Source organism: Cognaticolwellia aestuarii (assembly GCF_002000025.1).
In the GTDB taxonomy this organism is placed as follows: Bacteria; Pseudomonadota; Gammaproteobacteria; order Enterobacterales; family Alteromonadaceae; genus Cognaticolwellia; species Cognaticolwellia aestuarii.
In genome coordinates this window covers 175,647-194,683 of the sequence record NZ_MUZV01000006.1, presented here as the reverse complement: position 1 = coordinate 194,683, position 19,037 = coordinate 175,647, and the positions used below count along the sequence as shown (strand labels likewise).

At 38.6% G+C, this 19,037-nt stretch carries 17 protein-coding genes and 1 riboswitch; of the genes, 8 read left to right on the top strand and 9 right to left on the bottom strand.

Features of this window, described 5'->3' with window-relative positions; translation table 11 throughout:
* The first annotated feature begins 20 nt into the window (after nucleotides 1-20).
* On the top strand, nucleotides 21-779 hold the full coding sequence (locus B0169_RS11020) for a Nif3-like dinuclear metal center hexameric protein (protein ID WP_077286023.1): 759 nt from the start codon (nucleotides 21-23) through the stop codon (nucleotides 777-779).
* Nucleotides 780-832: 53 nt separating this feature from the next.
* Here B0169_RS11020 and B0169_RS11015 read toward each other — a convergent pair whose 3' ends face one another.
* A complete protein-coding gene (locus B0169_RS11015; protein ID WP_077286022.1) occupies nucleotides 833-1,585 on the bottom strand; it encodes an ElyC/SanA/YdcF family protein in 753 nt (250 codons plus the stop codon).
* A gap of 228 nt (nucleotides 1,586-1,813) precedes the next feature.
* A riboswitch (Lysine riboswitch) is annotated at nucleotides 1,814-2,004 on the top strand.
* Nucleotides 2,005-2,259: 255 nt separating this feature from the next.
* On the opposite strand from B0169_RS11015, the gene lysC reads away from it, so the two are divergent.
* A complete protein-coding gene (gene lysC, locus B0169_RS11010; RefSeq protein WP_077286021.1) occupies nucleotides 2,260-3,636 on the top strand; it encodes a lysine-sensitive aspartokinase 3 in 1,377 nt (458 codons plus the stop codon).
* 126 nt (nucleotides 3,637-3,762) lie between these two features.
* Here lysC and queC read toward each other — a convergent pair whose 3' ends face one another.
* Nucleotides 3,763-4,419, bottom strand: coding sequence for a 7-cyano-7-deazaguanine synthase QueC (queC, locus tag B0169_RS11005; protein WP_077286020.1), 657 nt, complete (start codon nucleotides 4,417-4,419; stop codon nucleotides 3,763-3,765).
* 69 nt (nucleotides 4,420-4,488) lie between these two features.
* Between queC and queE the strand changes: the two genes are divergently transcribed.
* Nucleotides 4,489-5,163, top strand: coding sequence for a 7-carboxy-7-deazaguanine synthase QueE (gene queE, locus B0169_RS11000; protein ID WP_077286019.1), 675 nt, complete (start codon nucleotides 4,489-4,491; stop codon nucleotides 5,161-5,163).
* 437 nt (nucleotides 5,164-5,600) lie between these two features.
* Nucleotides 5,601-6,152: a manganese efflux pump MntP gene (locus B0169_RS10995; protein WP_077286018.1), complete on the top strand. Its 552-nt coding sequence runs from the start codon at nucleotides 5,601-5,603 to the stop codon at nucleotides 6,150-6,152.
* A gap of 67 nt (nucleotides 6,153-6,219) precedes the next feature.
* Here B0169_RS10995 and B0169_RS10990 read toward each other — a convergent pair whose 3' ends face one another.
* The 6 genes from B0169_RS10990 to pdsR form a co-directional block, all read right to left on the bottom strand.
* The gene (locus B0169_RS10990; RefSeq protein WP_077286017.1) at nucleotides 6,220-6,873 is read right to left on the bottom strand and encodes a DsbA family oxidoreductase; all 654 of its coding nucleotides are present in this window, start codon (nucleotides 6,871-6,873) and stop codon (nucleotides 6,220-6,222) included.
* A gap of 14 nt (nucleotides 6,874-6,887) precedes the next feature.
* Nucleotides 6,888-7,244: a hypothetical protein gene (locus B0169_RS10985; protein ID WP_077286016.1), complete on the bottom strand. Its 357-nt coding sequence runs from the start codon at nucleotides 7,242-7,244 to the stop codon at nucleotides 6,888-6,890.
* A 97-nt stretch (nucleotides 7,245-7,341) separates the two neighbouring features.
* Nucleotides 7,342-8,001: a peroxiredoxin family protein gene (locus tag B0169_RS10980; protein WP_077286015.1), complete on the bottom strand. Its 660-nt coding sequence runs from the start codon at nucleotides 7,999-8,001 to the stop codon at nucleotides 7,342-7,344.
* A gap of 61 nt (nucleotides 8,002-8,062) precedes the next feature.
* Nucleotides 8,063-8,611, bottom strand: a complete 549-nt coding sequence (locus tag B0169_RS10975; protein WP_077286014.1) for a carboxymuconolactone decarboxylase family protein — start codon at nucleotides 8,609-8,611, stop codon at nucleotides 8,063-8,065.
* A gap of 372 nt (nucleotides 8,612-8,983) precedes the next feature.
* Entirely contained in the window at nucleotides 8,984-11,227 is a 2,244-nt protein-coding gene (pdsS, locus tag B0169_RS10970; protein WP_143323514.1) for a proteobacterial dedicated sortase system histidine kinase, read from the bottom strand.
* Nucleotides 11,228-11,242: 15 nt separating this feature from the next.
* Nucleotides 11,243-11,950 (bottom strand): proteobacterial dedicated sortase system response regulator, encoded by a 708-nt coding sequence (gene pdsR / locus B0169_RS10965; RefSeq protein ID WP_077286144.1) that lies wholly within the window; start codon nucleotides 11,948-11,950, stop codon nucleotides 11,243-11,245.
* Nucleotides 11,951-12,185: 235 nt separating this feature from the next.
* Here pdsR and pdsO point away from each other — a divergent pair, with 235 nt between their 5' ends.
* From pdsO to B0169_RS10950, 3 genes are all read left to right on the top strand, one after another.
* Nucleotides 12,186-13,052 (top strand): sortase-associated OmpA-like protein PdsO, encoded by an 867-nt coding sequence (gene pdsO, locus B0169_RS10960; RefSeq protein ID WP_077286013.1) that lies wholly within the window; start codon nucleotides 12,186-12,188, stop codon nucleotides 13,050-13,052.
* A 363-nt stretch (nucleotides 13,053-13,415) separates the two neighbouring features.
* A complete protein-coding gene (locus B0169_RS10955; protein ID WP_273205687.1) occupies nucleotides 13,416-13,574 on the top strand; it encodes a YqaE/Pmp3 family membrane protein in 159 nt (52 codons plus the stop codon).
* A gap of 124 nt (nucleotides 13,575-13,698) precedes the next feature.
* Nucleotides 13,699-14,070 (top strand): VOC family protein, encoded by a 372-nt coding sequence (locus B0169_RS10950; RefSeq protein ID WP_077286012.1) that lies wholly within the window; start codon nucleotides 13,699-13,701, stop codon nucleotides 14,068-14,070.
* A 102-nt stretch (nucleotides 14,071-14,172) separates the two neighbouring features.
* On the opposite strand, the gene dinG is transcribed toward B0169_RS10950, so the two are convergent.
* On the bottom strand, nucleotides 14,173-16,287 hold the full coding sequence (dinG, locus tag B0169_RS10945) for an ATP-dependent DNA helicase DinG (protein ID WP_077286011.1): 2,115 nt from the start codon (nucleotides 16,285-16,287) through the stop codon (nucleotides 14,173-14,175).
* 83 nt (nucleotides 16,288-16,370) lie between these two features.
* Here dinG and B0169_RS10940 point away from each other — a divergent pair, with 83 nt between their 5' ends.
* Nucleotides 16,371-18,824 carry a DNA polymerase II gene (locus B0169_RS10940; protein WP_202971824.1) on the top strand — a complete coding sequence of 818 codons (2,454 nt, stop codon included), beginning with the start codon at nucleotides 16,371-16,373 and terminating at the stop codon, nucleotides 18,822-18,824.
* The last annotated feature ends 213 nt before the right edge of the window (nucleotides 18,825-19,037 follow it).

Here is a 19,037-nt window from a genome sequence, read left to right as displayed (position 1 = left end):
TTAAAGGTTAAAATTAAGCCATGCATCTTCATGAATTCGAAAAATATTTGAACACTTTATTAAAGCCAGAACAGATCAAAGACTTCTGTCCAAATGGCTTACAAATTCAAGGGCGTGAAAAAATAGCAAAAGTTATTACTGGCGTAACAGCAACACAAGCGTTAATTGAACAAGCTATTGTACAACAAGCTGATGCGTTGGTTGTGCATCACGGTTTCTTTTGGAAAAATGAAAGCTATGTTATTCGTGGCATGAAACATAAGCGTATCAAAGCCTTGTTAGACCATGATATTAATTTATTTGCTTATCATTTGCCGCTGGATATTCACCCAACGTTGGGTAATAACGCGCAATTAGCTAAATTGTTTGGTATCGATAATGTTAAACCACTTGAAGCTGGTAACGATTTGAGTGTATCGGTACGTGGTGATTTTGCACAAGCAATTACGCCTCAAGCCTTGGAGCAACGTATTAATACGCAGCTTAATCGTGTTTGCCTTCATATTGCCCCTCCATCAAACAAAATCATAAAAACGGTTGCTTGGTGTAGCGGTGGTGGACAAAATTTTATTGAATTAGCGGCTGAGCAGGGTATTGATGCTTTTATCAGTGGCGAAGTGTCGGAGCAAACAACGCATATTGCCCGCGAAATGGACATTCACTTTTATTGTGCTGGGCATCATGCTACCGAGCGTTACGGTGCAAAAGCATTGGCAGATTACTTTAATCAACATCTGCCAGTAGACGCTACATTTATCGATATTGACAATCCTGCATAGAAGGCTATCGGTGATTTAGTACCCGTTATGTAAAATTGGTACTCTCATTTTAGTTAGCTTTTAAGCCATTGTACGATCCGACCAAGTGCTTCATACCATGCGCCAGTAGTTTGTTGTAATTTTGTCACATGAGGCAGATAGTAAGACCAAGATTTTTGTCCATTGTCTTTTACAGAAGGGCTTGCCGGCGCTGGTATGGCATTAACGCCATACTTTTTAAAATAAGCCATAGCACGGGGCAAGTGACTAGCGCTAGTCACTAACACAACATTTCTATTTAATACCCTAGGAGCAATGAGCTGTGCTTCCTCTTCAGTATCTTGTGGAAAATTCTCTGTCAGTATTTTATGTTTTGGTATCCCCAATATAATGGCAGCCTGTTTAACTTTTTCGGCATTTGAACTTTCGTCATCACTGGCATAGCCAGAGGTTATTATTTGTGCTTCGGGATGTAAGTGATAAATACGAACTGCTTCAACTAACCTTGCCAGTGAGCTGGATTTTAATTGGCTTGTTGCAGGTAAACCTTTAGCTGATCGGTGAGCGCCACCTAATATAATAATATAATCAATGGGCTTCTCGCTTTTGGTAAAAGCAGGATAATTATTTTCCAACGGAGTCATTAAGGTATCTGATAAAGGCGCAAAGCTACTGAAAAATAATAACGTCGTTGCAAGCAGTAATGATGAGAAACTGAGTTTGGGTTTTAACCGATAAAAAAGCATAGCGATAAATAAAAGTAATAAAATAATGCTCAAAGGCATCAGCATAAAGCTGATTATTTTTTTCAGTAAAAATAAATCCATGTTATTCATTCCAAAGCAATAATTAATTTTAAATTCTCTGCTAGTCAAGCATAGCAATTATATGAAGGAGTATCAGTAGCTAAATTTTTAATTTTTTGGACGTCTAAAAGTCTGTTGATATTTTAATTTAAATGAGGTTTAATAGCGCTGTTGAAAATTAGAATTTTTACTCAACTATTTTATAACTATATTATAAATCTAGTGTTTATGAGTAATTATACAAATTTTCACACCAGAAGAGGTGCAATTGCCAGGTAAGTAATACGAGGACCCCATCCTATGACTGTTACTGAGGGGGACAATTGCCGAGAATGTTAATATGGGGGCATATTGCATTCGGTCACTAAGGCTGAATCCTTAGGGCTGTCACCACTAGAAAACAATGGTTTTCTAGATTTGGGTGGAGAGCTTCTGGCTGAATAGTACCGCCTGAATTTCCGGTTGTTTTAACCTTATTCGCTCTACACTCAGTCATGCTCTTCCTGTTTATTTTTAGCTTTTTATAGTTGATTTATTTTACAAATATCAAGTATTAGCTCGCTATTAGGGAGAATTTTTATGTTAACATCTCATCTTACAAGCCGCATTGTTCGGTCTTTAGTGGTTTATCTATCTAGCCAGATACTTTGGACTAATTTTCGTTATTCAAATGTTCAATCGCATGGAGAACTTGCATGTCAGTAATCGTTAGTAAAGCAAGGGCTGATGAAATAACCGTCGCAAAATTTGGTGGCACCAGTGTTGCTGACTATCAAGCCATGATGCGTTGTGCTCATATTATTAAAAACGATAGCTGTAATCGCGTTGTTGTGGTTTCAGCAAGTGCAGGTGTAACCAATAACTTAGTTCGGTTAAGCCAAGAAAATGTCCCGGCAAGTGAGCAAAAAGATATCATTTCGGCTATTGCTAACATTCAGTTTGCAATTACACAGCATTTAACTTGTCAAGCAAGTTTAGATTTAGAAATCACTGGACTTTTAGAGGCGTTAGCTATTTGTGCAGAAAAACAAGCAGCAAACTTTAGCGTGCAAAATAGTGATCAAATCCTGAGCTTTGGTGAACAATTAAGTTCGCGAATTTTCGCACATGTATTACAAAGCCTCGGAGTTAATGGCCATTACTTTGATGTTCGCCAAATCATGAAAACCGATGATCTTTATGGCAAAGCACAAGTGGATTTAGCGCAGCTAGCCATTAATGCACAGGCGTTGCTTTTACCCAAATTGGCCGATCAAGTTATCGTCACCCAGGGCTTTATTGGTAGCGACCAACAAGGCAACACGACGACACTCGGTCGAGGCGGCTCTGATTATAGTGCAGCACTGTTAGCTGAAGCACTACAAGCTAGCAATTTAAGTATTTGGACCGATGTAGTCGGTATTTTTACCACTGACCCACGCATAACAGAACAAGCGCGTTCAATTAACGAGATAAGTTTTGGTGAAGCTGCTGAAATGGCCACATTTGGCGCTAAAATCCTTCATCCCGCCACGCTTATTCCTGCTATGCGTCAAGATATTCCGGTGTTTGTTGGTTCGAGTAAAGAGCCTGATGCCGGCGGAACACGTATTCAGCGTCACGTAGAATCTAACCCGACATATCGTTCAATCGCGCTACGACGTGAACAAACACTTGTGACGGTAAAAAGCCCACAAATGCTACACGCTAGCGGCTTTTTAGCAAAAGTTTTTACTGTTTTGGCCAAACATCAACTCAGTGTCGACTTGATTACTACCAGCGAAATCAGTGTTGCGTTAACTTTTGATAATCCACATGGTTCAACACAATCTTTGTTAACTCAAGCCGTTGTGGAAGAGTTAGAGCAACTTTGTGAAGTCAGTGTTGAACATGGCTTAAGCTTAATTGCGGTGATCGGGAATAAAATTCATGGTACAAAAGGTGTCGGTAGTAGCATTTTCGATAAAGTAAATGACTTTAATATCCGTATGATATGCCACGGGGCAAGCAATCATAACTTATGCTTTCTTGTGCCAGAGGCAGATGCTAACCAAGTTGTTGAACGCTTGCATGAGACACTTTTCACTCAATAGCGGTAATGTAGTTAGATAAATAAAGCAAAGCAAAAAGGGACACTTTCATGTCCCTTTTTATTGCTCATAGCTTACCAGTAATACTATTTCAGTTGTTTAATCTATGGCTTAGTATTGTTGAAAAGTTTATTCATAAGCTAAAGGGTCGCTAGCATTATTATCAGCGAAGGCTTCTAAACGCTCTTGGCAAGCACCGCATTTACCACAAGCTTTTTCACGTCCATTATAACAAGTCCAAGTGTTTTCATAACTCAGTCCCATTTTTAAGCCGTCCGTTAATATGTCAGATTTAGTGTCGTTTAAATACGGACTGAAAATTTCAACCGCTTCATAGTTAGCAATTTGGCAAACATCGTTCATTTTCATCACGAACTCAGGTCGACAATCAGGGTAAATAGCATGATCGCCTGAGTGAGCGCCATAATAAACTTGTGATGCTTTTACTGAAACCGCATAACCAACCGCTAATGACAATAAAATCATATTGCGATTAGGCACAACAGTTGATTTCATATTATCAGCTTCGTAATGTCCTTCAGGGATTTCAATATCATCAGTTAATGACGAACCAGCCAGTAACTGGTTAATCGCTGAAATGTCGATAACCTTGTGAGTTACCCCCAATTGCTCGCATACTTTACTTGCACAGGCAATTTCTTTCACATGCTTTTGACCATAATCAAAGGTTAAAGCATAGACTTCTTTTCCGTCTTTTAAAGCACGGTTGAGAACCGTGAATGAATCCATGCCACCGGAAAAAATTACTACGACTTTATTACTCATATTTACAGGTCTCTTGAGGTATAATAAAAACTTGCGCATTCTACTCGAAATTAACTAAGCATTAAAGTAATGACCACACGTTATAAAATAAATGAATTGTTTGAAACTCTGCAAGGCGAGGGCTCTTATACTGGTCAACCGTCAATCTTTCTACGTTTACAAGGCTGTCCCGTTGCTTGTTCATGGTGTGACACCAAACATACTTGGGATATACATCCTGAATTAGAAATTAACAGTGAGCAGTTATTAAGTAAGTCGCAAGAGACTGAACAATGGTCTAATTTATCACTTGATGATATCGCTGCAATATTTGCTCAGCAAGGATATAACGCTAAACATATTGTTATTACTGGCGGTGAACCTTGTATGGTGGACCTAACCGAGCTGTGCTTGTATTTTGAAGCTAGAGGTTATAGCTGCCAAGTTGAAACTTCTGGTACGTTTGAAATAAAAGTTTCCCCGCAATGTTGGGTTACAGTATCACCTAAAGTGAATATGCGTGGCGGTTATAAAATTTTAGCCAGTGCTATGCAACGAGCAAATGAAATTAAGCATCCGGTCGGTACTGAGCAGCACATTGATGATTTGAAAGCACTCTTGGCAAAGCATCAAGTAGAAAATAAGCAAATATATTTACAACCCATCAGCCAAAAGCAACGTGCAACTGAACTTGCCATTGCCACCTGTATTGAAAATAACTGGCGCTTATCTGTGCAAGTACATAAATATATCGGCATTGAATAGACTGCGATGATTTCGCTGATGTTACCATTATACATCGGCGAATTTTGACCTTTAGTCATAGCCATCAATAGGCTAATTTTAGTTAACAATTATATGTATTAGCGGTTCTTTTTATTAACGGTTATTAGTATTAGTGATTATCTGTATAAACATCATAATAAAAAACTGTCTTGTTTTGCATAGCTTTACTTGATTTTACTTAGTTTTGCTTGGTTTCGCACGTTGAATGATCTAACACTAACCTGACAAGTTAAGCATGATCATTGTTTGCTAATAAACCAACCGCGAAATAAATTTTAGCCAACGTTGGCTAACAAGCACTAGGTAAAGCAAAGTGCAATAGGCTTTTAGGATTTATAAAGCTATATAAAAGTTATATAAAAGCTACATAAAAGCTATATAAAGTCATTGTAGAAACTCATGTTGAGGGAAAGTTGGTGATCGAAGTTGTTATTTTAGCGATAGCATTAAGTATGGATGCCTTTGCTGTTTCGATAGGTTTGGGCGCAAAACACAATAAAAAAACACTGTCGTTAGGTTTTATGTCTGCTGCTTACTTTGGTATCTTTCAGGGTGTCATGCCATTATTAGGTTACCTTGGCGGGCGCGGTGTTTTAGGCTGGATTGATTCTTATGCGCCATTAATCGCCTTCGTATTACTGTTATTGATTGGCATAAAAATGATTTATGAAGCTTTTCAAGAAGGTATTGAGGACGACATTAATAAAGTCACTCATCGCGTTATGTTAATGTTAGCGATAGCAACAAGCATAGATGCAATGGCTGCAGGCTTCAGCTTAACAGTGTTAAATGTTAATCCCTTTATTGCGAGTTTTATGATTGGCTGTGTCACTTTTCTGTTTAGTTGGCTTGGAGTCGTTATAGGTGCTAGAAGTGGTAGTTATTTGGAAAGTAAAGCTGAACTGCTCGGTGGGGTTATACTCATTTTAATTGGAATTAAAGTACTATTTAACCTGAACTCTGGATAAGTAGCGCTCATTATCCACAGTTCAGGTTATTTAGTAAAGCTGCTTAGCTGAAAGGCTTAAAGTACTGTTATTCAGGTAAAGATTCAGCAAGTTCAGATAACACTTGCTTGAAAGTTGCTTGAGGTTGAGCCCCCGTAAGTGCGCTGGTTTGATTGAATACCACAGTTGGCACGCCACTTACACCCATTTGTTGCCACTGTGCTATTCGCGCTTTAATTCGACTTTTGTTTTCCTCATCAGCGAATGCGATTTGTGACTGTTGCGCACTAATACCTAGCGTTTCGGCTTCTTGAATAAGTATGTTTCGATCGGATACATCTTTATTTTCGGTAAAGAATGCTGAAAAAAGACGTAACTTAAGCGCTGTTTGCAAACCCAATTGATGAGCATAATCCAATAAAATATGGGCATCTAGAGTATTAACTATTTTCATGCCGTCGACATAATTGAACTTAAAACCATATTGCGCACCTGCTTGGGTAATATTTGCTCTTGCGCGATCACTATCGGCCTTTGTTGAGCCATACTTTCTTGCTACATGGGCACGAAGCTCTTCTCCTTCAGGTGGCATATCTGGATTTAGCTCAAATGGTTGCCACTCAATTTCCACTTTATCTTGCAAACCTAATTCTTCAATTGCTGCCGATAAATGGTTATAACCGACAATACACCAAGGGCAAACAACATCTGAAATGATGTCTAATTTAATTTTATTTCTCATAAGTTTTCTCTTAATTATTTTATTGATAAACTGTTTTTAACCGCAGACATTAGCGCAGCTTCGCTAGCGCGTAATCTATAATCTGCTGATTGATCAATCCAAATTATGTTTCCTGTCTCGTCAATAAGCAAAGATGTTGGAATAGCCATAGGTCGATATTTCATTTTCCAAGGCAAAGGCATTGCAATACCCAATATATACCCAAACCACTTGAAAATGCAGGATTCAGCAAGTCGAAAAAGGGTTAGCACCAAGGCATTGATTGAAAGTAATGGTTGTTCCATTGTTAAAATCAATAACGCCGGAGATGACCCTTTATCGACTTGCCCTACGGGCGCTAAGCTAGAAAACCAGTGCAGCGTTGCATACATGGATGTATGTACTTAGCTTTTGTCTGGAGCAAAAAAGCTGTGCAGCACTTGATAAGGGAATAACCATTATCTGCGTACTGTGCCTTGCGCTGATTTCCTAGCTTAACGCTGAAACTGCATTTTCAAGTGGCTTGGGTATATTCATAGTGTCATCAGCTGTGGCAGCTAGTGCTTTATGATGTTCAACGCCATATTGACGAATAACCGCTAAATTTTCATCGGATATTAAGGTATGTGAAATATTATCTCGCAACCGATGGATTTTCTGCTGTGCTGGACTGTCATTTGAGATAGCAAAAATTTCAATATTATACTCAGTGAGTTTAGGTTTTAGTTGTTCAAACATGATTAATTCTGTTGAACAATAAGGACACCATGATCCGCGATAAAATTTCAATAATATACGTTTTCCCTTCAAGGATGCAGAATCAAAATTAGTTGTTGTAAAGGGTAAAAATTGTTCCCCTACTGAAACCTTTATTTCACCAATTGGCGTTGCTTTGGTTGTGAGGAAAAAGCTAAAAATTGCCGATGTAGACCATGTCAACAAAGCTAAAATAACCACGACGATGAGGTTTAAGTTTGATACCGGTTCGGTAAATGCTGTTGTTATTGCCGATAATGACAATAAAGAACCGATAAGCATCGCAAATATAAGAAAAACAGCTTTCTTTGGAGTTTTACTCTTCTTTAGCATGTAAAAGTAATGGGCTAAAGCGATATTCAACAGCATAAAACCAAGCAGTGAAATCATCATGATGTTGTTACCTTGTGCGCATTATTTGTGGGGGCAATAAACTTGCCCTAGTCGTTTTATATTACTTTGTCCAAACAAATTCTTTGAACATTGAGTCAACAGGCGTATCTGCTACATGATTGACATAGTTACTGATCACTTTTTGAGATAAGCCTAGAATAACTTCCAATACTTGTTTTTGACCATAGCCGGCGTTAAAAAATGCCTTCATTTGTTCTTGTGAAACAGCACCACGGTGACGTACCATCGCCAAAGTAAAGTCATGAAGTGCTTGTAACTTAGCGGTTGGCATTGGTGTTTGGTTTCGCAATGCTTCGGTTATTGCTGGATCAACTTTCATTGCATGTGCAATGCCGGTATGTGCCGGAACACAATAATGACATGCATGTTCAACATTAATGGTTTGCCACACAACGGTCAGCTCTTCAGCATTGAAAGAAGTTGCCGTGAATAATTGGTGTAACTCCTGATAAGCTTTTAATATTTCTGGAGATTCAGCCATTACAGCATACAAGCCTGGAATAACGCCCATTTGTTTTACCGCGCCTGCTAGCATTGCTTTACTTTTTTCAGGTGCAGATTCTACGGTATGTAATTTAAATTCTTTCATTTTATTACTCCAATCAATAATCTCATTTTATTTAGCTAAGGTTACTTTTTATGTTTATGCCAAGTAGGTCATTACGTGACTAGAGTGTCTACTATAAAGGTGATTGAATGATCGTTCAATCTGTATTTGAGCAACTGTTCAGGTTGGCCCTGAAGTTTTTACCTATCTTACTGATTTAAAGATAGAATGTAGGATATAAAGTGTTATAAGTATTTAGATAGCGTTAATTATTGCAAGCAATTTGGCTAAATTATTGAAAGTAAACACATTACCTACGCTTCGCTTTAACAATGTCGAAACTAGCATATTGTACAGATTAAACTGAAATCAATAATGCTGAGTTTACATTGGCTGAATTTATTGAGTTAAAACCTATTTACTCAAGGGGAGTTTGATTATCACATCGACACCTTGTTGAGTTAGCTTGTTTACTGCTTTTATTGTTCCGCCATGGAACTGGCAAATTAGGCGCGCAATATATAAGCCTAATCCAAGGTGGGGTTGCTCGTTATTATGTTTTTGTCTGATTGATACCATAGAATCAAAAAGTTGCTCATTCATTTGTTCGGGTAATAGCTCGCCATTGTTACTGATCGTTAATATAAGCTGGTGACTGTCACAAGTGAAATTAATTGCCACGCCATTATCATCAGAAAACTCTATCGCATTGGCGACAACTTTATCTAATAATTGCGCGATGTGTTCAGGTGAACCATGTACATAATGCTTTTTGAGCGTTATGTCATTATAGGTAAAGTTAATCTGGGGATAAATTAGATGATAGCCTTGCATACAACCATTGATCACTAAGCCAATATCAAAGGTACTTTTATCTGTGTTTTGTAGTATTTGTTCAATACGAGTGGCTTCATTCATATTAGTTAAAATCAAGCTTAAGCGTTCGATGCCCTGTTGAGCACGCGACAAATAAGGGTTTTCATTCGCTATTTCTTGAGGGGGCATCGATGTATCATTGCCGTCATTAGAGGGTGATTTGTTGCTACTTTGTTGTTGCATAGCGAGTGTTTCTAGTGATGTTCGTACTACAGCAATTGGAGTGCGCAATTCATGTGATAAGCGCGATGACATATTCTCTAAGTAATGATTATACTGACCAAGGCGGTTAACTGCAGTGGAAAAGCTTCGTGATAAATCGCCTATTTCATCATTGGTGTTCGATGTGTCGACATTACCATTAATACGACCATGTTCGTCAATGGCCATTTCAGCCTGATTACTTAAGGTTCTGATGCGGTTTGAAATGCGAGAAGCAAATAAGAAAAATGCTAATGCACCTAAAAGCATGATGGCCAAAATGGAACTGAATAGCTTTTCTAATGCTTGGTTTCTTAAGGTGCGAATACCATTGGTTGTTTCTTCAACAATCACTGCACCCTTAACGTGTTCATCAATAAAAATTGGGTAAGCCGCTGATAATACAACGGCTTGTTGATCGGTACTTAAACGCCATTGTGACATCGGCTTGCCTGTTAAAGCACTTTCGATATGTTTGCCAGTAAGGTTTTCTGAGTCATAAAGTTGATCGATAAAGTTACTTGGAGGTTGGCTGATAATTCGATCATAAAGCGGTTTAAGCACATGACTTTCAACAATATGCCAAGCATTGATAATAACATTATCATCATCGTTTTCACTGTGCTCATTGTTAAGGTTAACTCGTTTATCCCAAACACCGTTGGCCTGTTTTATATTACCTGTTGTCGCGAGAACACGATGGTGCTGATCGACAACCCAAATACTAGAATTGGTATAGCTCATGCCTTTAACAATACGCTCTATTTCGGGGGAGGGTACTAATATTGTACCTAAGGTTTCAGCGGAACTTGGATCTGCTGAGCCAATAGAGGCTTGGATAGCACCTAGAGGACTGTCAACATCATGGACAGCAAAGGCGATATTATCGTTAAATTCTGTCAGTGGCACCCTTACTTCTACATTGTAGCCCTGTGTTGTATCTCGCCAATGACCTTGTATTTGGCGGGCGGGTACCGGAATATTATTTTCAATGTTGGTAATACGGTAAGCATCAATCCAGCCAGTTGTTTTATTACTGATAATAAAGCGACTGAAAACACCGTTAGGGTTAATAAATGCTAATTCTAAATGGTCGTTATTGGTAATGCTACGGGCATTGTTATCGCGATAAATCACCTTGTCATCAATTATTGCGAAATATAAATATAAATATTTTCCATAAGTACCTACCGCAGCAGTAAAGTTTATTGATAATTCATCAGGTGCTAACGTTTGATAGAGTTGGTTGTTTTGCTGATAAAAGTGGGCTTTATTGGCAAAGTCTGGCCAATCATTATTCAAACCATCGAGCTGAATAGGGGCAGATAAACCATAACTGTATAAGTCTTTGCCTTTTTCGACACTAGGTAAAAAGCTTGCTTGGTTATTGAATAAGTTTGCACGCTCATGCATGGCGGTGGCGAGAGCCCTAGCAGTGCCAATGATGGTTTGTTCTTGACCATACCTGAGATATTTTTCCATTTCCCAGACATACTGATAGCCAAACCATGGAATAGTAAAAAGAAAGCCTGATAATAAAAACAGCTTACTTCTTAAGCCAAAACGCCACTTCATTTTCATGCGTATTTAAAGCCCTTATGTGATTGCAGTTGGGGTTTGATTCCAGCGATAGCCCATGCCATAGACTGTTTCGATACAATTAAATTCGTTATCGATATGAGCGAACTTTTTTCGTATTCGTTTGATATGCGAGGTAATGGTTGAGTCATCAACATAGATTTTCGAATCTTGCATTAATTGACTACGGTTTTTTACATGGCCAGGATGTTTAGCCAGAGCGTATAACATCCAAAACTCTGTAATGGTCAAATCGACACTTTGACCCTGCCACTCGATACTCATACGCTGACTGTCAACGGTTAATGGTCCGATAGTGAGCATATGATCAGCTTGTTGGGGTTTACCGAGTGCATCTTGGCGTCGAAAAAGGGCAGCAATACGAGCAGCAAGGTGCGGTAAGCTAATATCTTTGGTGAGATAGTCATCGGCACCAATGCGTAAGCCAGAAACGGTATCAACTTCACTATCTCGGGCGGTTAAAAATATAATTGGCAGCGTGGTCGACATGGTACGTAGCCATTGGCATAGTTCAAAACCAGCGTCGTATTCGTGTTCTAAACCAATATCTAAAATCGCTAAATTAGGCAGACGCAAGCTAAAAGCTTGCATAGCAGAAGATTTATCTGCGTAAGTTTGTACTTGATAGCCTTGTAAACGTAGCACATCGGCATAGTTTTCTCTGATTGCGGCATCATCTTCGACGATTGCGATGCGTTTTAACATGATGATTGCTGATCCTTTTCGGTTATTTGAGCCTGATAATATCGAATAAATCCCATCTAAGCTGCTAATTATTGCAATTGCCATAATGTTGCCACATTTGCGCAGTGAATTGTCATTTTTGCGGCCTTAAGTCGTCGTTTTCTTAAGGTTTAATAGCATCATCAAAACAAACAAGCTAATTAAGAAATTAGTTAGTAAGCATACATCACTCACATTATTAACTAGAGGTACTCAGATGATGACTCATTCAATGACAGTAGATAACAACACTCAAAAGACAAAATCAATGTGTTCTTTTGCGCAAAAAGTTACGAAAAACACCTTAATCGGTGCGGCATTAATTTCGAGCTTAGCTATAAGCCCTGTGTTCGCTAATAACTATGAAAACGCAGAAAAATTAAAAAGCCAACAAGAAGATGCAGCACAGTTAAAAGAAGAAATAGGACTAGGAGCTGGTATGGTCATTGGAGCCATATTTGGCGGTCCGATTGGTGCATTTGTTACTGGCGTAGCGGGTAATCTCATTGCTAAAAATATCAATGCAGAAGATGAAATAGAAAATGTATCAAGCGCTTATTTATTGGAAAAACAAAGTAATGCAATGGCTTTGGCACGATATAAAGAAGAAATTGCCGCATCAGAGCAACGCTATCAAAGGGAGCTGCTTGCGTTAGAGCAAAATTATCAGGCAGCAAGTCTGTTACAAGCGCAAAACTTATTAATGAGTTTGCAGTTTTCAACCGGCTCGAGTGAAATAAAAGCGCATTACCAAGAACAAATTGCTAGTTTAGCGCGAATTGTTAAACAATCGCCGCATTTAACGTTAGATCTTTCAGGCTATACCGACAAACAAGGCAGTGAGGAGTTAAACCAAGCGCTTTCATTAGCACGTATTAATGCCGTTAAAAATGCCCTGATTGATCAAGGCGTAATGGCAGAGCAAATTAATCTATTTGCTTATGGTGAACAACAGCCGGTTGTTGCTTCGGCAGATAAAGAAATCAGTTTTTATGATCGTCGTGTGGTTATTAAATTAAAAAATACGGCGATAGCAAACAAAAATCCTGAACAAGAAAATGCTCAAACGGCGCAAAACTATTAACTGCTAACCGGGTCTAGTGACTTAGCTCGACAAAATTTACTTGTTATCTGGAACTGTGATTGACTTATTTATCCAGAGTTCAGGTTATTTAACAAACTTTACAAAGCCAGGAGGTGAAATAACTAGCGGCTGGCGCTGAACGCTATTGCTTGCTACTAAATAAAAAACGTTGATAAATAAGCTTAATAAAGCCAAGGTTTCCCGTCTTGGCTTTTCTTATGTTAATGCAAAGTTTTCGCTTGTCATTGTTTGATTTCGTGCAGGTAATATCGTTTATTTACCTCAATCATACTTTTAATGCCGCAAATGCTGTTGGTTGTGCTAATAATAAAGGACAAGAAAGTAATGCAAACGGGAGTCACTTTGAACAAATTAGTCCATATTATTATCGCAATTATATTACCTCCGCTGGCGGTGTTTTTAAAGTCGGGTATGGGGAAAGATTTAGTGATAAATATTATTTTATCCTTGTTGTTTTTTATTCCTGGGGTATTACATGCCCTATGGTTAATCACCAAATAGCAATACTTGAATGGTGGCTTTAAGCTGGTGATGTGAGTGCAGTTGACAGTGAAACATGAAAATACTGCCTTAATACAATCATAAACACAGCATTTAGTTACGGCGCCATACTAAGGATACCATCATGAAATTAGGTTGTTTTTCAGTAAGTTTAGCTGTAAAAAATCTAGAAAAATCACGAGACTTTTATCAAAACCTTGGTTTTACTGTTTTTGCTGGTGAATTATCACATCATTATTTAATTATGAAAAATGGTGAAACTAATATTGGTCTTTTTCAAGGGATGTTCGAAGCCAATATGCTGACTTTTAATCCCGGGTGGGATCAAGATGCGCAAGCGCTTGATGATTTTAACGATGTTAGAGAATTAATGTCTGAGCTTGAACAGCAAGGTATTGAGGTGACACATAAAAATATGTCGGACAAGCGCGGACCGGCGAGTTTTTCATTTTTAGACCCTGACGGCAATGTTATTCTGATTGATCAACATCGTTAGTCTTTATCAATAGCACACTTTAAGATTTTTTATTCAGTAGCGTTATTAAGCAAATAGCTAACAAAGCTAATTGCTTATCTCTATCGTATTATAAATGGTAAATTATTCAATGACGCGTTTAAATGGAGGTAGAGAGTTTAATAAGTCTTTACCGTAACGTTTATTAACGACACGTCGGTCCATTAAGGTGATAACACCATAATCTTTTTCATTTCTCAATAAACGCCCGGTGGCTTGAATGAGTTTTTTTGACGTTTCAGGCACTGAAATTGACATAAACGGATTACCACCTTTTGCGGTAATATATTCAGCTTGTGCTTCTTCTACAGGCGAAGATGGAACTGAAAAAGGCAGCTTAGTAATAATCACGTTGGTGAGATACTCACCCGGTAAATCCAAACCTTCTGAAAAACTTTGCGTACCAAAAATAATGCTATCTTGTTTTTTGTCACAGAGGCCTTTGTGAGTTTCAATAATTTTTTGTCGTGATTGTTCACCTTGCACTAAAATACTGAGCTTTGTTTTTTCTCTCAAGGCAGTAACCACTTTATCCATTTGCCAATAGGAGGAAAAAAGCACTAAGGTGGCTTTACCACGGTTAATTTGTGCTGGCAGTTTGGCAATCAATTCATCAGTAAACTGATCAGCACTGGGTTCATATTGCATTTTTGGTACAAGTAGTTGAGCATTATTTTGGTAATCAAAAGGAGAATCTACTTTTTGATATTGACTGCCGTCATCGTTTCTCAAACCTGCTTGACGGCGAAAGTGATCAAAGGAGTTTAGCGCTAAAATGGTGGCAGAGCATAACACGGCTCCTTCGCATTTTGACCACAACATATCTTCTAAAGTAAAGCCGACTTCGATAGGCGAGCCGCTAATGAGGTAGTCGCTTCTTTTACCTTCAATTTGTTCTAGCCAACGTGCCATAGGCGCGCCTTTTTCACTATCAGTTTTCGCGTACATCTGCCATAAGGCATTAAAGTTTTCTAAACGTTGGATCATAAAACCCGATTCAGCCAATAATGGCTCAGCTAAATACATTTGGGTATCGCCATCTTTAACCGACTCCATCAACAAATTATAAAGTTTGTTTAAATGCGCTAAACACTTCTTGGAACTGTCGGTTAAGTCCTGCGCTAAATTTTTCAATGTTTGGGGAATAATGCCATTTTCAAAACGGTATTGTAGGGTCTGGTTTTGTGCTTGGAATTGACTATTGCTATTAGCTGATTGATTGAAATACAGACTGCGATTATTGTCGATTAAGCTCAATACTTTTTGCATATCGCGCAATATATCTTGGCAATCATCGGCAAGTTTTACCGATGGTGAAATTGCACTGTTAGATTTAACGAGTTTTGCTATTTTATCACCGGTTTCTTGTAACTTTCCAAGCCAGTCAATGGCTCCCTTGATGGTCAAGTTAGCACTGGAGTGGTCACGCGTTACCTTTGGTAGGTGATGAGCTTCATCAATGATGTAAAAAGTATCTTCTGGAGGAGGCAAAATTTTCCCGCCGCCAAGCTCTAAGTCAGCCAGTAATAAACTGTGGTTTACCACTAAAACGTCAGCGGCTTCCATGGTCTCTCTTGCCTTATGAAAAGGGCAATGACTATGGTCTGACAGATGCTTTAAGCAGCTATGTTTATCGGCTTGTATTTGTTGCCAAATATGATGGTTTACCGGCTCAGGCCAAGCATCAATATCACCAGGCCAAGTGTTATCATTGAGTGCTTTGTGCATATTATTTAAGGTGCGAATATCACTGGCTTGGGGTTTTTCTGCAAAAGTAAAACCGGCTTGTGGGCTATCGTCGTTGGCAACAGCGAGCGCGAGCTTTTGTCGACAAACATAACGTTGTCGACCTTTTGCTAAGGTAAAGTTAAAATCTAAACCACTGTGTTTTTTCAAAAAGGGTAGATCTTTATCAACTAATTGCTCTTGCAGTGCTACGGTTGCTGTCGCTATACAGACTTTTTTGTGACGACTTAACGCTAACGGAATAGAGCCCAGAGAATAAGCTAATGACTTACCTGTGCCGGTGCCGGCTTCAATGGTAATTATTTTACGGACTTTGTCGTAATCACCGGCAAGGGTTTTAGCAATTTCAGCAATTAAAAATGTTTGTTGCTTACGCGGGTTGAAGTTGGTTAGGTTTTCACCTATGGCCTTATAGGAGCTTCTAATAACTTGTTTAATTTTATCGCTTAACATTGGCGCTGTAGTTTCCTATCGACAATAGATGATTTACACTGCTGTATATATTAACAGTTTACCGTCAACAATTAGAACCATTAATGCAAATTTCTCCAGAACAATTCATTGAATCTAGACAATTACCCGCTGCTATGCGGGGCTTTTTGCTGACCCGAAGTGCGAGAGACCGCAATAACCATATTGAAATTTGCTTGTGGTTAAAAACCCCAACAGGGCCAGCACAACTTATTGTTAGTAATGAACGCGCGGTTTTTTTTGTTGAACAAACATCAGCGCAACAAGCCGAAAGTATTTTAACTCAACACGCTATTCACCTTGATGAAATTAAGCCGCTGGCATTAAAGGCTTTTAATCAAGCGAATGTAGTTGCCCTTTACTTTTTAACGTTACGTGAGTTTTACCAAGCGCGAGAGCTTTTAAAACAACTGGGTATTAAGTGCTATGAGGATGATATTAGGCCTGACGATCGTTTTTTAATGGAGCGTTTTATTACCGCTGATATTACTTTTGCCGGCAAACAAGCCAGTTTATCATTAACGGATAATCATTATTATCGCCGTTTTGAACAGGTAAAATGTAAACGGGTAGATAAATCCCTACAAAAAGATATTGTTTTAACAACGGTATCGCTTGATATCGAATGCTCAATGTCAGGAGAGTTGTATTCTATCGGCTTATATAGCGAGCATTGTCAACAAGTATTGATGATTGCGGATCAACAAGAAATTGCTTGTGAACAAGCAAAAACTACTGATGTCGACATTGTTTGGCAAGCAGATGAAAAACAATTATTAAACAGTTTATTACTTTGGTTCAGTGACCATGACCCCGATATTATTATCGGTTGGAATGTTATTAACTTTGACTTTGATTTATTACAAAAACGCTATGACTTACATGGTGTTAAGTTTACGGTTGGTCGTGACAGTAGCACACCTTATTGGCGAAGAAATAAAACCAGTGAACAACAGTTTGTTGAAATAGCGGGCCGTGTGGTGCTTGATGGTATCGATTTGCTTAAAACCGCTACTTACAATTTCCCGAGCTTCTCACTCGATAATGTTGCTAATACCTTATTAGGTATCGGAAAAAAAGTTACTGATGTTGATAATCGAGTGCAAGAAATTACCAATAATTTTCATCATGATAAAACTGCGTTGGCAAGGTATAACCTAGAAGATTGCCGTTTAGTGTTATTAATTTTTCAGCACACGCAATTATTAGAGTTTGCCATGCTGCGCGCGCAATTAACCGGTTTAGCTATAGATCGCGTTGGTGGCTCAGTGGCAGCCTTTACTAATTTATATCTGCCAAAGCTTCATAGAAGTGGTTATGTTGCACCAAACATGGGAGATGGCGATCAAGGTTTTGAGTCACCCGGCGGTTTTGTGATGGATTCTACACCGGGGCTTTATCAAAATGTATTGGTGCTAGATTTTAAAAGTCTATACCCGAGTATTATTCGTAGTTTTAATATTGACCCTATGGGATTGATAGAAGGGCTAAAGTCGCCAGAAACAGCGATTGAGGGCTTTGATGGTGCTTATTTCTCTCGAGAACAGCACTTTCTGCCGGATATTATCAATGGCTTGTGGAAAGAACGCGATATCGCCAAGCAAGATAAAAACGCCGCTTTATCACAAGCAATAAAGATTATTATGAACTCATTTTATGGTGTCTTAGGTTCAACCGGTTGCCGCTTCTTTGATCCGCGTTTATCTGGGTCAATCACCAAAAGAAGCCATAGCATATTAAAAATGACTAAAGCGTGGATAGAAGCAAAAGGCTATCAAGTGATTTATGGCGATACAGATTCGATATTTGTTCATGTGGGTAATGATGAAAGTGATGTAAATAGTAGGGCGCTTGGTAAAAGTTTACAAGATGATATTAATCGCAAGTGGCAACAAAGGTTGAAGGAAGAATTCGCCATAACAAGTGAGCTTGAAATTGAATTTGAAACTCATTTTAGTCAATTCTTAATGCCAACCATTCGTGGCCAAGATGTCGGCACGAAGAAACGCTATGCCGGCTTAGTGCAAAAGGGTGATGAACAACAGTTGATATTTAAAGGCTTAGAGAGTGTTCGTACCGACTGGACTGAACTTGCGAAACAATTTCAACGTGCATTGTATTTAAAAGTGTTTAATCGTCAGCCTGTTGCTGAATATATTAAACAAATGGTGGCTGATACGTTAGCGGGCAAGCACGATGATCTACTGTATTATCGTAAACGCTTACGCAGAAAGCTCGAGCATTATGTTAAAAATGTACCGCCACATGTGAGAGCAGCAAGACTTGCTGATGAAATATATCAGCGCCAGGGTAAGCCACTTAAATACCAAAATAAAGGCTGGATCGAATATGTGATGACGGTTAATGGCCCACAAGCTAGGGGATGTCAGAGCGCGCCGCTAGATTATCAACTGTATATCGATCGACAGTTAATGGCAGTAGCCGATGCCATACTACCATTTATCAATACTAGTTTTGATGAAATCACCAATAGCCAAATGAGTTTATTTGAACGTTAAAGTCTAAAGTAAACGACAGTTACCCCCTTATTGTTTTTTTACCGATTAATAAATTACATTACTTAGTGCTGTTGCTTTTTCGTGATTGTAGTTTATTGCAGATAAAAGCATGTTAGTCGCGACGAGTTGTGCATAACCTAGTCATTCTAAGCAAACACTACACAACAAGTCATACAGCGCTTTTAGCCTGATCTTTCGTGCAAGGTTTGTTTA